Here is a 14,950-nt window from a genome sequence, read left to right as displayed (position 1 = left end):
TCCAGTGGTTTTACGCCAGTACGATTCCCATAACTTTATCAGTTTGCTGAACTGGAGTGAACGGCCTCAAGTGTTGGGCCGCACCGAGGATAGCATCTTCTTTACTGAGCTTCTGCGAAACGAGAAAAATCAGTTAACGAGGCTGAGTTTAACTTTACGCTTTGGCATGGCCGACGCCGTCGGCTGAACCGTCAACTGCTAACGTGACATGAACTGGCGCAAAAGAAACTCGACAAACGCCCGGATTTGTCCCGCCATTTTCGTAATGTGGCTTAGGGGTTCAATCGCTTTACCTTTAATCATCCTATGTGGGCTGTTGACGTCGCCGGCCTCCGCAAAATCTCCGGCGGCCCAGTTGAGAGCGACGCTGGCCGCGCAAGGTTATGAATCTGTTGTTTTGCGTCGAACGGGGCAGAACCATTGGTTTGTCTTCGGACAAGTGGAGGGGCAACGTCGCAGTTGCCTGATAGATACGGGTTGGGCCTACACCTCGATTTCGCGCTCGCTGGCACCCCGACTAACGTCCACCAACCAAATTGAGCAACTTAAAGTGGGTGACCTTGTTTTGAGTCGCGTTCCAGTTCGGATGGTGGATCTCCAGATAAACGGCCAGTCAACCGGATATGCGGTTGTGCTCGGTTGCGATTTTTTATTGGCGCATCAAGCGCTTATGGACTTTCGCAACGCCCGGCTTTACTTGCGCCGCCCGCCTTCAAGCGGTGCTCAGAATCGCGCGCTCGCTGAGGCTCTGTCCGCGACTGGCCGCACCGCCGTTGCGGTGCAGTTGCAGCATCCACCCGCACTCACTGCGGTGGCGACCATTCGTGAAATCAATACGCAGCTCCTCATTGACTCCGGGGCCATGTGGAGTTGCCTCGACTCCGAATTTGCGCGGCGGGCGAAGCTTTCATCCGCGAGATCTATTCAGCGGATTTTCGGTCCTGGCGCCAGCGGCCAGCGAAGTTTTGCCGTTGCCGATTTGGCATCTTGGTCGCTGGGAACGGTACCAATGAAGGGATGCTCCGCCGCCGTTTTAGATTTATCGGACTGGGGGCTTGGTGTCAGAGCGAAACTTTTTCCGTCGGTGGAAGGAATTTTGGGCGGCTCGGAACTATTAACAACCGAAGCGTGGTTGGATTGTGGCCAATTAAAACTGTGGTTGAAATCGTCTCCGTAATCGAATCCGCTTGAGCAATTCCCTCATGTTCCAACGATTGGATGGCTGGCGATTCTATCTCGATTTGGGTTCGATAGGCGGTTTACGCCAGATTTTAGGACAATTTTTCCCGGAGGAACTTCCAGACTTGGCGCTACATCTTCGTAAATTAACCCGGCCAACGAGCCGAATTTGATCACGAATAATCAGTGCCTTTGCTCCCAAAGTATAAAAATTCAATCGTGCCGTTGAATTTCGTGTTACAACTTTGGCCTTTCAAATCGCGGCGAAACCATTAGCTTGGCAACAGGGCCAGAAATCTGGCCTTAAATTTGCGGGAAACTAATTTATAAATTCAGTTGACAGACAGGCACTTATTTTTAGACTAAAGCGGTAATAGGCCGTCTGGTAACCAGAAAAAAATATATGAAAACGATTAACAAGTCCCTCGTTTGGCTGGCCGCAACCGTATTATCACTGACCTTGATTTCCGGCAGTCAAGCGGACACCGTCAAGCAACGCACCGGCAAGGTGGTTCGCATCAAAGGATTAGCCCGTTATTCCACTGGCAATAAAGTTTGGCAGCCGCTCAAGGTTGGCGCCATCCTGCGCTCCGGTACCGTGGTGCAAACCAGCACCGACTCGTATGTGGACATCGTATTGAGCCAGGAAGAAACAGCGGCCACAGTCGTCGTTAAACCTGTGGCGGCATACAGCGCCAGTTCGTCCGCCAGTGGCGGCGGTGGCGGGTTGCTGCCGGCTCCGGATCAGGATGTCATCCGCGTGCTGGATGATAGCTACTTGGTATTTGACTCTCTATCCGCTTCGGATACGGGTGCGGATACGGTCACTGAAACTTTGTTGGATTTGAAGCGCGGCTCCATTTTTGGAACGGTTAAAAAGCAGGCCGCTACTTCCCGATACGAAGTGAAGATTCCAAATGGCGTCGCCGGAATCCGTGGCACGATTTTCATGATCAGCGCCAATGGTAACATTGCCTGTCTGCAAGGCTCCGTTGTGGCCGCCCACGCTGATGCCAATGGCAACGTGGTGACCAAGCCCATTGGTGCCGGGCAGCAATATAGTATTTCTTCGGGAGTCTTGAGCTTTATCTCCACCGCCCTGAACAATACGATACTGGCCATCGCGCAGCAGTGCAGCTACTCCTCAGGCGGCCCCGGCGGATTGCCCGGTGGCGGCGGGAGCGGTCACGGGCATCATGATCACGGACCGGACATTGTCTCTCCAACCCGGCCCTGAGCTAAATCAACCGATCTCGTCGCGGTTGGAACATTTTACAAACCAGAGCAGCGTTAGGTTGCTCTGGTTTTTTCATTTGGTTGCACCCGAATGAAACTCTTCTCCGGCTTCAAACAGATCCCGCTGCTCATCACAGCGGGAGTCCTCCTTTTGACCAGTCTGTTGGCCTGTGTGTCAGTGGATTTTTTTGAGCGCCAGGAGTGCATGACGTACGACTGGCGCGCCCGGTTGGCGCTGCGCTTTCCGGCGGCGGTTTATCCCGATCTGGCATTTGCCAGAGTTGATGATGAAACCATCGAGACGGTTAAAAATGGATCGTTGGGTTATGGGTTTGGACTCTATTGGCCGCGTCAGGTTTATGGCCGGATCGTCAATGAACTGAAGCAGCAGGGCGCTGAAGCCATCGCTTTCGATGTGCTGTTCGGCGAACGGCGTGAAGACCACAAGGGCGTGCGAATGGCGGATGGCAGTTACGTGGATTCCGACGATTACTTTGCGACGGAGATGCGGCGTGCCGGCAACGTGCTCCTCGCCGCAACCACCAACCTGACGCCCCCTGAATTGTTCACCAGCGCCGCCGCCGGATTGGGCGACATCTCCACCGACAAAGATGCAGATGGAATTTTACGTCGCGCCCGTGCCTTTACGTTGCATCGCGCTTGGCATCCCGCGTTGCGGGAGTTGGAAACCAAACCCAACTCACGCATCAGCCTGCGCCACGCGCGCGTCGAGACGGCAGCAGAGGGGCGAAAACTAATTATCCCATTGTACGACTCCCGCGAGGATCAGGTGGAAATTCCTCTGGACGACGACAATAACTTTACGATTACGCCACCTGCTGACGCGCCTGATCAAACCAGTCAGAAGTTTCCCGCATTCACGCTGGAGCGCGTCTGGCACATGGGGATTCGACTGGCCGCCTGGCATCTCAAACTCGATCTCACCAATGCCCTGGTGGATCTGGAACATGGTCGCATCACCCTGAACGGCCCCGATCATTTGCAAAGGATTATTCCCGTGGATCACGAGGGCTATTTCTATGTGGATTGGTTGCTGCGACCCGATGATCCGCGGCTCACTTCCGGACCCGTCCAGGAGTTGCTGCGCGAACAACGGGCGCGCGCCTTGGGGGCGCCATTGGTGAGTCTCGTCAATTGGAGCAATAAACTGGTGGTGGTTGGATCGAGTGCCGCTGGCAATGACTTGACTGATTTGGGAGCAACTCCATTGGACAAAAGCACCCTGTTGGTCAGCAAACACTGGAACGTCGCCAACTCGGTCATCACCGGGCGCTTCATCCAACCGATCTCCGCAGGACAAAAAGTGGTATTGATCATTTTGTTGGGTGGGTTAACCGCCGTTTTCGCCACGCGCTTGCGCATCGGGATCGGGCTGCTTGCCGTCCTCGCCCTGGCGTTGACTTATGCACTGATTTCGCTGGGGCTCTACATTCAACAACGGCTCTGGCTGCCGTTATTTTTACCCTTGGTCGGCGCGATCGTCGTAAATTACGGCTTACAAATTGCCTATCGGGCTTTGTTTGAGCAGCGCGAGCAACGGCGGGTGAAAGGAATTTTTTCCAAGGTGGTGTCGCCCAATGTCACCAAAGAATTACTCGGTCGGAAAAGTCTGTCCCTGAGCGGCGAACGCGTGGCGGTGACGGTTCTGTTCGCGGACGTTCGCGGCTTCACCGAGCTGACCGATAAACAAGAGGCCGCTGCGGTGGACTACATTCAGCGCCACGGCTTGGACGTCAGGCAGGCGGAATCCGTGCATAATGAATCGGCGCGGGAAATCCTGCACACGGTCAATGCCTATCTGGCGATCGTGGCCGACATTGTGAAGACGCACAATGGGACATTGGATAAATACATCGGTGACTGCGTGATGGCGTTTTGGGGAGCGCCCACCGCGCAGCCGGATCACGCTTCAATTTGCGTGCGGGCCGCGATCGAGGCGCAACGCGCCATCCAAAAATTCAACACTGAACGCCAGGAAGAAAATCGGCGGATTGAAATGGAAAATCAGTCCCGCGCCACCAACGGACTCGCGCCCAAACCACTTTTGCCAGTTTTGACTCTGGGCACGGGCATCAACACCGGGATGGTCACGGTGGGGCTGATGGGTTCCAACGCGCACATTTTGAATTACACAATTTTTGGCCGGGAAGTGAACCTGGCCAGCCGCTTGGAAGGGGTCTCGGGTCATGGCCGCATTGTGATTGGTGAAGGCACTTACCAAGCTTTGAAAGAAGCGGACGCAAAACTGGCGGCCACCTGTGTCGAATTGGAAACGGCTCGCTTGAAAGGCTTCCGGAAACCTGTGAGAAATTTTGAGGTGCCGTGGTAATCGCCACCCCGGTCCGTTTTCTTCCTCGTCAAACCGAAACGCCTGCTTCAATCTGCGAACATGCGGACGGCGATTTATCCCGGCAGTTTTGACCCTTTTACCAACGGACACCTCGACGTGGTCCAACGGGCGGCGCGTCTGTTCGACCGTATCATCGTCGCCGTGGCGCAGAATGAGGAAAAAGCGCCGCTATTCACGCGCGAGGAACGGCGGACTTTTATCCAACGCTCGGTGGCCGATCTTCCAAACGTCACCACCGATGTGTTGGACGGTTTATTGGCCAATTATGTCGAAAAGCAGAATGCGCAAGCGGTCATCCGTGGACTGCGGGCGGTATCCGACTTTGAATTCGAGTTCCAGATGGCGCTTATGAATCGCAAGTTGAATGACAATTTTGAAACGATTTTTATGATGCCCAAAGGCGCCTACACGTTTCTCAGCTCCCGGCTGGTGAAGGAGATCGCGCGTTTGGGTGGCGATGTCAGCGCGTTTGTGCCCGCGCACATCCAAGCGGCATTGTTGGCCAAGTTTGGAACTGCAAAAGCCTGATAACCATGCCGTTGTTGGTCAATCTTCGTCATTTGGAGCGACACGACGTGCGGCTCGCGGGCGAGCTGCCGGTGGCGGATTTGGACATTGATACTCGCGACGAAATGATCGTGCTGCAAAAGCCCTTGAAGTTTCGGATCGCGGTCCAGGGGTTGCCGGACGGATTGTTGGTGCGCGGGCGTTTATCGTTGCCGCTGAATTGCCAATGCGTGCGTTGCCTGAAGCCCTTCATTCACAAGCTGGACTGGCCGGATTGGTCCTGTTTGATCCCCTTGACCGGCGAAGACGCAGTGACGCGAGATGGGGATACCGTGGACTTGACGCCCTTTTTGCGAGAAGATATTCTCCTTGAGTTGCCGCAACATCCGTTGTGCAACCCGGATTGTGGCGGTCTCAAACCACCGCTTCATGGTAGATCGAAAAAGAAGTCCCCGGACGATCAAAAAACCGCATCGGCTTGGGCGATATTGGACAAAGTTAAATTTAGGAAAGAGTAATTATGGGTGTTCCCAAGCGTAAACCGTCAACCAGTCGCATGCGGATGCGACGAGCCTACAACAGCGTGTTGAAGCTGCCGCAGTTGAGCACCTGCCCCCAATGCGCGGCGCCTTACGTGCCGCATCGCGTTTGTCCGGCGTGTGGATACTACAAAGGCCGCCAGGTGGTAACGGTGAAAACCGGAGCCTAACCACGGGCGTACGGCGGCTCCGCCCGGGCGTTGCCGTGTCCCTTCACTATGCGAATTGCGTTGGATGCCATGGGGGGTGACCACGGGTGCGTGGTCGCCATCAAAGGTGTCAAACGCGCGCTCGATACCGATGAACGCATCACCGAGTTGATGCTGGTCGGGCAGGAGGAGGCAATTCGCGCCGCACTTCAGGAAGTTCACCTAACGGATTCACGCGTCCAAATCGTCCATGCCTCCGAGGTGTTGACGATGAAAGACAAGCCACTTGAGGCCATCCGCAAGAAAAAAGATTCCTCCTTGGTCCGCGCCATTGAACTCGTCCGGGATAAAAAGGCGGACGCGATCATTTCCGCCGGCAATACGGGTGCGCTGGTGGCCGGCTCGATGAAGCTGGGTCGAATCGAAGGGGTCGAGCGTCCCGCCATTACCTGCCGTTTCCCCTCGCTTTCACAGGATTTCATCATGCTCGATTGCGGCGCCAACACCGTGTCCGAGCCGTCGCATCTGGCTCAATTTGCCGTAATGGGCCGCATCTATGCGCGCGAAATTTTAGGCGTAAAAAACCCCCGAGTGGGCGTGCTCAGCAACGGAACGGAAGCGGGTAAAGGCACGGAATTGACTCGGGAAGCCGCGCGTTTCTGCGCCCAACTTAATCTGAATTTTATCGGCTACTGTGAAGGGTTTGATCTGTTCAACGACGGAGTGGACGTGGTGGTTTGTGATGGTTTCACGGGGAACATCGTCCTCAAAACCTGCGAGAGCTTGAGCAAGACGTTTAGTCGCTTGCTCAAAAATGAGGTTAAGGCCAATCCCGTCCGCGTGGTCGGTGGCGCGTTGGCGCGCGGCGCCTTCAGCGCCTTGAAGAAGCGCTTGGACCCCGAGGTTTACGGCGGCGCGGCGGTCTTGGGCGTCAACGGCATTGTCATCAAGGCTCACGGTTCTTCGCGCGAGCGTGCCTTCGCCAGTGCGGTCCGTGTGGCCGCTGATGAATTCGGCCGTGGCCTGAAACAGATGATCGCTGCGGACATTCACCAAGCCAATCAACAGATCGCCGCCCTGACGCGCGCTTCCGCATTGACATGAGTTCTCCCGATTCCACCTCACCCGCACCTCCGGCCAGCGGCAGCGTTTCGCCGGGGCGGAGCGTTTCCATCGTCGGGTCTGGCGCTTGCGTGCCCGCCAAAGTCCTCACCAATCTCGATTTGGAAAAAATCGTCGAGACTTCGGATGAGTGGATCACGAGCCGAACGGGCATCAAGGAGCGTCGGATTGCGGCCCCGGATGAATTCACTTCCGATCTGGCCACCCAGGCCGCGCGGCGCGCCATGGCGGCGGCCGGCGTCACCGCAGATCAACTGGACCTCATCATCGTCGCTACGATCACGCCGGACATGGTGTTTCCCTCCACCGCCTGTCTGGTTCAGCAAAAATTGGGTGCGGCGCGCGCTGCCGCCTTTGATTTGGAAGCGGCGTGTTCCGGATTTATTTACGGATTGGAAATTGGGCAACAGTTTGTGCGTTCCGGCACGTATGACACCATCCTGGTCATTGGCGCGGAAAAGTTGTCCTCGGTGGTGGATTGGCAGGACCGCAACACCTGCGTGCTGTTTGGGGATGGGGCGGGGGCGGTCATTTTGCAACATCGCCCCGGAGCGCGCGGATTATTGACCACCGTCATGGGCGCGGACGGGGACAAGTCAAAATTACTTTACATGCCCGGCGGCGGCAGCCGTTGCCCGGCCACGACGCAATCCGTCATGTCGCGTTTGCACTTCCTGCGGATGGAGGGGCGGGAAACGTTCAAGCACGCGGTGCAAGCGATGATCAGCGCCGCCACCGAAGCGCTGCGGCGTTGTCAGGTGGAGATCGCGCAGATCAAATGCATCATCCCGCACCAAGCGAACCGCCGCATTTTGGATGCGGTTGGTGAACGGTTGGGAGCGAAGCCGGAACAGTTGTTTTGCAACCTGGACCGTTACGGCAACACTTCCGCCGCTTCGGTGGCAATTGCGCTGGACGAGGCGGCGCGTGCGGGCCGGTTTCAACGCGGCGACCTGGTGTTGCTGGTGGTTTTTGGCGCGGGCCTGACGTGGGGCGCGGTGGTCCTCGAGTGGTGACTTTAACGGCGCTCCATGCGCTTCCGAGCCGCATCAAGAACATTGCGTTCGCGCGCGGTCAAACTCTGAATTCCATGCTGGGAAATCTTTTCAAGAATCGGGTCCACTTCCTCGCTGAAAAATTCCGGTTCTGACTTCGATGCGGGTTTGGGCGAGGGGATTTCCACCTCTTCCCTTCGCCTGGACTTTGAGCGCGTCAGCCAGCGCAACATCAACCAGCCGCCCAGAATACCGCCGGCATGAGCGCCGTGCGCCACGCGCCCATTATCAATCAGAATCCCCACCAGACTGATCCCCAGACTGACCCACAACAACACCCGCGCACTCACGGTGATCGGAATGACAAAGAACAACAAAACCGTCAGATCCCGATGCGGAAACATCACTGCGTAAGCGGTGATCAACCCAAACAAACCCGCCGACGCTCCCACCACCGGCGTGTAAAGGCGCAAGCCCTCATGGATGATCACGCCAAACCGACTCGGCAAAATGAGGCTGCCGGCTACATGAACCAATCCGCCAATCACCCCGCTCGCCAAGTAGAGCCAAAGGAAACGTTTTGTGCCCAGCGCTTCCTCAACCGCGAACCCGAAGAAAAAAATGCCAACGGAATTCAGCACCAGATGCAAAAAACCCGCGTGTAAGAACTGAAAGGTGAGTAATTGCCATAGGTAGCCGTGCCGCAACCCGACCCAACTCAGGCTGAGATACTCGGTCGGAAACCCGCGCGCGGCGATTGATTCGGTCAGGAAAATGGCGGCGTTGAAGATTAAAATGGCGGCGGTCGCCGTTTGCCAACGACTCGCCCGGCCATAAGTCCTCTCGGGGCGCATGTAATCTCGATCATCCAGCATCCGCCGCCAAGCTAGAGGGCTGGCGTCTGGTTTTCAAATCTCTTATGCGCCTTCATCCGCCGAGACTGATTTGATGGGCTGGGTGGCGTTAAATAAACGGTCTCAGCGGTGACGATGGAAATCTTTGCTGAGATTTGAACAATTTTCGCATCTGCGGGTCGAAATCCGCAACCGTCAAATTCGTATTGTCTTTTAACCGTTAAATTTTCATTATTTGCGCCACATGAATACTCGATTACCTGCGTTTGCGTTGATCGCGGCAGTAAGCTTGACCTTCGCCCAAGCGGACACTGGCAAAACTTTTAAGGACGAAAAGGAGAAAGCCAACTACGCCATCGGCCTGAGCGTCGGGGGAAATTTCAAACAGAGCAACTTGGAATACGATGCCGCCGCGTTTGAACAGGGCATGAAAGACGCCTTGGGCGACAAACCGGCGCTGACCCCGCAGGAAATCTCTGAAACCATTCGCAAATATCAAACCGAACGACGCGCGGTATTGGGCGAAAAGAACAAGGCCGAGGGCGAAGCTTTTCTGGCCGAAAATAAAACCAAATCTGGAGTTAAAGTTTTTGAGAGTGGCTTGCAATACAAGGTGCTGGCCGAGGGTAGTGGTGATTCGCCCAAACCCGAGGATTCTTGCGTCGTCAAGTATCGGGGCACGCTGATCAATGGCACGGAGTTCGACAGCTCGGAACGTCAGCCCAACGGCACGGCAACCTTCCCGGCCAACCGCGTCATCAAAGGCTGGACCGAGGCGCTGACCCACATGAAACCGGGCGCCAAATGGCAACTCTTCATCCCGGCAGACTTGGCCTATGGCGAACACGGCAATCGCAACATCGGTCCGAACAACGTGCTGTTGTTCGATGTCGAGTTGGTTTCCTTCACGCCGCCACCACCGCCAGCCGCTCCGGCTGCGCCTCTGACCAGCGACATCATTAAAGTTCCGTCGCTCGAAGACATGAAGAAGGGTGCCAAAATTGAGACCATTAAACCTGAAGAGGTCGAAAAGCTTCAAAAGGAGAAAAAGAACTGACAGAACTGATTCCGCTTCTCAGTGGAGTCGTTGAGCATTTGAGCGGACAGTGGAATTTAATCCGCAGCCGGACTTTGCCGGTCGGGACCAACTGTAAAATTCCGCTCCTTTTGTGGCGTTACGCCTAAATAAGACGCTTGACAAAGTGGTCGGGCGGCGGAAACTGCCACGCATAGGAAGCCGTAAATTCAAGTTCATCATGCAAAATTCCAAACTGGAAAAACAGATTGCGCCGGGTTCTCGGGAGGCGGCAAAGCTTACTTCCTTGCTGGCATTGGCAGCGGGCGCGGTGGCATTACCGCAAGCGGGTCAGGCCGACATCATTTACACCAGTCTTGGGCCGAGCGGCTATTCCATTGGTTTCTCGGCACAGGAGAGTTTGCAATTTGTTATTCCGGGAAACGCCAATATCGGCTTTAGGCGTGAGGCTTTACAGACCTACGTCGGGCCACAGTCCAACACCGTCAACATCCGGCTGGTCTTGGCCGGCGACTTGGGTGGAGGAGCTGGTGGCGGTTTCAATGGTGCCGATGTGGCCACTCCCAAACCATTTGGGGCCGCCTGGGATAACCCCGCGTTACTCTATAACGTACCCGTGGCGTGGGTGGATGATGTCGGCGGACAAAGCGCCACAAGCAATTTTGACCACCAGTATTATGCCTGGACCTTCAACGACAGTACGCAAGGCGGCGCGGCGCGATACGGTTGGGCGGAAGTCAGCCTGGCAATGGCGGGTTACAACGCCGGTGGCCCCACGTTGACTGTTTGGGGGTACGCTTACGATGATACCGGCGCCAAACTCACGATGGGGCAGGCGATTCCCGAACCTACCTCGACCGCGTTGTTGGCTCTGGGAGCCATGGCGCTCGGCGCGCGTGGCGTGCGGAAGTGGCGCCAAGATCGGAAGCCGAAGCCGTCAGTCTGAAGCCGACCTTGGGATAATGGATTTTTCGACGGATTGGCCGGACTGAGAGCCAATCCGTTTTTGTTTTGTCTCGCATGTCCAAACCGCGCGTCTTACTCATCGGCTGGGATGCGGCGGATTGGAAGCTCATCCGGCCGTTGTTGCAAGCTGGTGAAATGCCTCATCTCGCCAGACTGCTTCGCGAAGGCGTGAGCGGAAACATCGCCACCCTTTATCCCGTACTCAGTCCGATGTTGTGGACCTCCATCGCGACGGGTAAACGCGCTTATCAACATGGTATCCACGGTTTCATCGAACCATTGCCGGATGGCTCCGGCGTACGGCCCATCTTAATCCTGTCCCGCCGCACCAAGGCGCTCTGGAATATCCTCAATCAAAACGGATACCGTTCGTTGGTCGTCGGTTGGTGGCCTTCGCATCCGGCGGAGCCGATCAATGGGGTCATGGTTTCAAACCATTTTTCACTGCCTTCAGGTATGCCCGGGAAAATGTTGCCGCTGCCGGTTGGCACAATTCATCCGCCATCCTTGGCCCGCACCCTCAGCGATTTGCGGATCAATCCCATGGAATTAACCGGCGAATTTTTGCGCCCGTTCGTGCCGGATTACGAGCGCATCAATCAAAAGGAGGATAAACGCCTGCACATGCTGGGCAAAATCATTGCCGAGACCATGTCGGTCCATGCCGTGGGCACCGAGTTATTGGAAACCCAGGAATGGGATTTCGCCGCGCTCTATTACAGTGGCCTGGATCATTTTGGTCACGGTTTCATGCGCTATCATCCGCCGCGTTTGTCCGGGGTTTCGGAAGTTGATTTCGCCGTTTATCAAACGGTTATCAACAACGCCTACCGCTACCACGATGCGATGTTGGGCGCCCTGTTGGAATTGGTGGATGAACAAACCACCGTGATCTTGATGAGCGATCACGGTTTTCATCCCGACGCGCAACGTCCGGAATACATCCCCGCTGAACCAGCCGGTCCGGCGATTGAGCATCGGCACTTTGGCATCCTTGGTCTGCGGGGACCGGGATTGCGTCGCAACGAAACGATTTATGGCGCAAGCCTGTTGGATATTTGTCCGACGGTGTTGTCGCTGTTCGGACTGCCGCCCGGACGCGACATGGAGGGTAAGGTTCTACACTCCATTTTCCAACACGCGCCCAAACTCGAACCCATTAAAAGTTGGGATGCGGTTCCGGGCGACGCGGGGTTGCATCCGCCAGAAACCCAATTGGATTTTTCCGCTTCCGCGGCCGCTTTCCAGCAACTCGTGGAATTGGGCTACATTGCGCCGCCCACCGACCGGATCCAGGAAACGGTGGCCGAGGGGGTGCGCGAACTGGAATACAATCTGGCGCGATCGTATCGCGACGGAAACCATTGCGCGACCGCCGCCGCACTGGCGGAAAAGCTTTGGACGCGCTGGCCGGCGGAACATCGCTTCGGCATTTTGTTGATAGATTGTCTCACCGCCTTGCAGCAAACGGAACGCCGCCGCGCCGCCGTTGAAACTTTGGCTCACCGCGTGGAACAACATCAACGCCAGGCTCAAAGCGAAATCGCCCAACTGGAGTCGCAACAGGCGGTCCCCTCGGAGGAGCAAACCGAGGATCGGCGGACGCAACTTGCCGAACGACGACGATGGGAGCTGGCGCAAGGCGCGCCCCTGTTGTTGGAATGGCTGAGACTGTCTCAGGCGTTGCTGGAAGGACGCCGCGCCGAAGCCCGCGAACGCTTGAGCCAGTTTCTGCCGATGGCGTCTAATCATCCCAACTGGACGCCGCGAATCGTCAACGCTTTGATGGAGCTGGATGACGTCGAAAGGGCGGAAGCGTTGCTGAACCAGATTCTATTCGCGGACACCGAGAATCCCGTGGCTCATGCGCAGTTGGCGGAATTGCATTTCCGCGCGGGAAGATTTGATCGCGCCATCGCCGCTGCCACCGAATCCCTAAGCTTGTTATATTTTCAACCTGCGCTTCACGCGTTGTTGGGCCGCGCACTTTTGGAGCAACATCGCTTTGCGGAAGCTGAATCGGAACTGCTGGTCGCCGTGGCGCAAAGTCCGCGGCATTTGATCGCGCACGAAACCTTGGCGGTGTTATACCGACGTCATTTGTCGCGACCTGAAGCCGCTTTTGCCCACGAAGGTCGCGCGCAATCACTCCGCAACGAGCTGACCGAGCGCCAACGCAACGGCGGCCAGGATTCTGCCGCGCCATTCAACACGATTCCGTCCGCTCCGTACATCACCTGGAAGGAATCCGCGCGGGGAATAATCCCGCCACCATTCCCCACGCCCGTACGGCACGAGCAAATCATAACGGTGGTCTCGGGCCTGCCGCGCAGCGGGACCTCGTTGATGATGCAAATGCTGGCCGCGGCTGGCCGCGCGGTTTTGAGCGACGATCAGCGGCGCCCCGACGCAGACAACGCGCTCGGGTATTACGAATTCGCTCCGGTGCTTTCGCTGGCCCAGGACGCCTCGTGGCTGCCGCAGGCGCGCGGCAAGGTGGTCAAAGTCGTGGCGCAGTTGCTTCCGCATCTGCCGCGCCATGAGCATTACGAAATCGTTTTCATGGAACGCAACCTGGAGGCCGTCATCGCTTCGCAACAGGCCATGTTGACCCGACAAGGCCGTCACGGTGCGCGGTTGGAAGCGCAACAACTTGCCGAGACGTATCAACGGCAACTCACCTTGTTGCGACAACAAATGAATCAACGCCCGGAAATCCGCTGGTGGGCCTTGAACTATGACGAACTGCTGGCGGACGTGGGTGTGGCCGTCCGAGGGTTGGCGGAATTTCTCGGCGCGCCCTTTGACCGGGATCGTGCGGTAGCCGCAGTGCGTCCGGAATTACGCCGCCATTGAGGGCGCGTCGGGTCGGTTTAATTTTGGTTGCTTGCCAGCGCCCCGTTCTTCACGGAAGATGCGCTACATTGGCATCATGGGTGCAAACCAAAATTCCCACTCAAACGCGACCAACCCGCCGGCGCAAGATTTCTCGGAATCCGCCGCCTGGCGGGATATTGGCAGTGGCTGGCAGCCGCTTTTTGGCAGCTTCCATGGCGTTGGCTACAGTTTCGAGTGGCACGATTTCATGGCGCGTCGTGAATTTGATTGGGCGGCAACATTTCATCCCAACTGTGTTGAACTCTGCCTGAATCTTCACGGGCACGGCTACGTCACCGCCGGGCGGCAGCGCGCCAATTTTGCTCCGAAGACCGCCGGATTCTATTTCCGACAGCAAGACGCCTTGGAAGCACGCCGGACGGCTGGGGAGCAGCACACTTTTCTTACGGTCGAGTTCTCCTGCCCATTTTTGACGCAGCATTTGACCGAGGCCAAGGCCATGTTGCATCCGCTGGTCCGTGCCGCCGTCGAGGATCGCACGAGCAAAACCACCATCGGCGTGCCGCAGCGCTTGACCGCTCCACAATTGCAGTTGATCGCTACGTTGCGGCAACCGCCCGTCTATGCCGCCGCGCAGCCGATCTGGTATCAGTGCAAGGCGTTGGAACTGGCCGTCACCTTTTTTGTTCAACCGCCACCCGAGCAGGAATTGTTCTGCACGCGCCAACAGCGGCTGGCCCAGGAACGGGTGGAGCAAGTCATATTTCTACTGAAACAAAATCTCGCCGCGCCGCCAGCCTTGGAGGAACTCGGTAAGAAGATCGGTTGCAGTCATTTCTATCTGAGTCGGATCTTTTCGGCGCAAACCGGCCAGACCATCACCCAGTATTTGCGACAATTGCGCATGGAACGCGCCGCCGAGTTGCTGAAATCCCGCGAGTATAACGTAACCGAAGCGGCGTATGAGGTGGGTTATAGCAGTTTAAGCCACTTTAGCACCACGTTTCAGGAAACTTTTGGTTGTTGTCCCGGATTATACCCGCTGGCGACCACCACGCAGAAATCGGTCGCGGCCAAGAAGCCGGGGAGCTGAAATTCTTCGGGCGCAAGGAGGCGACAACCTTTCGCAATTCACCAGAAGCCGGGACGCCGGATGTT

The 14,950-nt window shown here is 56.6% G+C and carries 13 protein-coding genes; 12 read left to right on the top strand and 1 reads right to left on the bottom strand.

What is annotated here, in order from left to right:
* Positions 1–208 precede the first annotated feature (208 nt).
* The 8 genes from M9920_06205 to M9920_06170 all read left to right on the top strand — a co-directional run bounded on the left by M9920_06205 (position 209) and on the right by M9920_06170 (position 8,119).
* A complete protein-coding gene (locus tag M9920_06205; GenBank protein ID MCO5051877.1) occupies positions 209–1,177 on the top strand; it encodes a pepsin/retropepsin-like aspartic protease family protein in 969 nt (322 codons plus the stop codon).
* 405 nt (positions 1,178–1,582) lie between these two features.
* Positions 1,583–2,416, top strand: coding sequence for a FecR domain-containing protein (locus M9920_06200; protein ID MCO5051876.1), 834 nt, complete (start codon positions 1,583–1,585; stop codon positions 2,414–2,416).
* Positions 2,417–2,506: 90 nt separating this feature from the next.
* Positions 2,507–4,765 carry an adenylate/guanylate cyclase domain-containing protein gene (locus M9920_06195; protein MCO5051875.1) on the top strand — a complete coding sequence of 753 codons (2,259 nt, stop codon included), beginning with the start codon at positions 2,507–2,509 and terminating at the stop codon, positions 4,763–4,765.
* Between the two features lie 60 nt (positions 4,766–4,825).
* Positions 4,826–5,314, top strand: coding sequence for a pantetheine-phosphate adenylyltransferase (coaD, locus tag M9920_06190; protein MCO5051874.1), 489 nt, complete (start codon positions 4,826–4,828; stop codon positions 5,312–5,314).
* A gap of 5 nt (positions 5,315–5,319) precedes the next feature.
* Positions 5,320–5,811: a YceD family protein gene (locus M9920_06185; protein ID MCO5051873.1), complete on the top strand. Its 492-nt coding sequence runs from the start codon at positions 5,320–5,322 to the stop codon at positions 5,809–5,811.
* Between the two features lie 2 nt (positions 5,812–5,813).
* Positions 5,814–6,002 carry a 50S ribosomal protein L32 gene (rpmF, locus tag M9920_06180; protein MCO5051872.1) on the top strand — a complete coding sequence of 63 codons (189 nt, stop codon included), beginning with the start codon at positions 5,814–5,816 and terminating at the stop codon, positions 6,000–6,002.
* Between the two features lie 48 nt (positions 6,003–6,050).
* On the top strand, positions 6,051–7,085 hold the full coding sequence (gene plsX, locus M9920_06175) for a phosphate acyltransferase PlsX (protein ID MCO5051871.1): 1,035 nt from the start codon (positions 6,051–6,053) through the stop codon (positions 7,083–7,085).
* Positions 7,082–8,119 carry a ketoacyl-ACP synthase III gene (locus M9920_06170; GenBank protein ID MCO5051870.1) on the top strand — a complete coding sequence of 346 codons (1,038 nt, stop codon included), beginning with the start codon at positions 7,082–7,084 and terminating at the stop codon, positions 8,117–8,119. The genes plsX and M9920_06170 overlap by 4 nt, the downstream gene beginning before the upstream one ends.
* Positions 8,120–8,121: 2 nt before the next feature.
* On the opposite strand, the gene M9920_06165 is transcribed toward M9920_06170, so the two are convergent.
* On the bottom strand, positions 8,122–8,973 hold the full coding sequence (locus M9920_06165) for a rhomboid family intramembrane serine protease (GenBank protein MCO5051869.1): 852 nt from the start codon (positions 8,971–8,973) through the stop codon (positions 8,122–8,124).
* 223 nt (positions 8,974–9,196) lie between these two features.
* Here M9920_06165 and M9920_06160 point away from each other — a divergent pair, with 223 nt between their 5' ends.
* The 4 genes from M9920_06160 (at position 9,197) to M9920_06145 (ending at position 14,885) form a co-directional block, all read left to right on the top strand.
* Positions 9,197–10,009, top strand: a complete 813-nt coding sequence (locus M9920_06160; protein ID MCO5051868.1) for an FKBP-type peptidyl-prolyl cis-trans isomerase — start codon at positions 9,197–9,199, stop codon at positions 10,007–10,009.
* A 199-nt stretch (positions 10,010–10,208) separates the two neighbouring features.
* Entirely contained in the window at positions 10,209–10,934 is a 726-nt protein-coding gene (locus M9920_06155) for a PEP-CTERM sorting domain-containing protein (protein MCO5051867.1), read from the top strand.
* A 74-nt stretch (positions 10,935–11,008) separates the two neighbouring features.
* Complete coding sequence (locus tag M9920_06150) at positions 11,009–13,810, top strand: alkaline phosphatase family protein (protein MCO5051866.1); 2,802 nt, start codon at positions 11,009–11,011, stop codon at positions 13,808–13,810.
* A 76-nt stretch (positions 13,811–13,886) separates the two neighbouring features.
* Entirely contained in the window at positions 13,887–14,885 is a 999-nt protein-coding gene (locus tag M9920_06145; GenBank protein MCO5051865.1) for an AraC family transcriptional regulator, read from the top strand.
* Positions 14,886–14,950 lie beyond the last annotated feature (65 nt).

The organism is Verrucomicrobiia bacterium, from assembly GCA_023953615.1.
In the GTDB taxonomy this organism is placed as follows: Bacteria; Verrucomicrobiota; Verrucomicrobiia; order Limisphaerales; family JADLHS01; genus JADLHS01.
The sequence above is the reverse complement of the archived record's forward strand: the minus strand, read 5'-3'. Positions and strand labels throughout refer to the sequence as shown.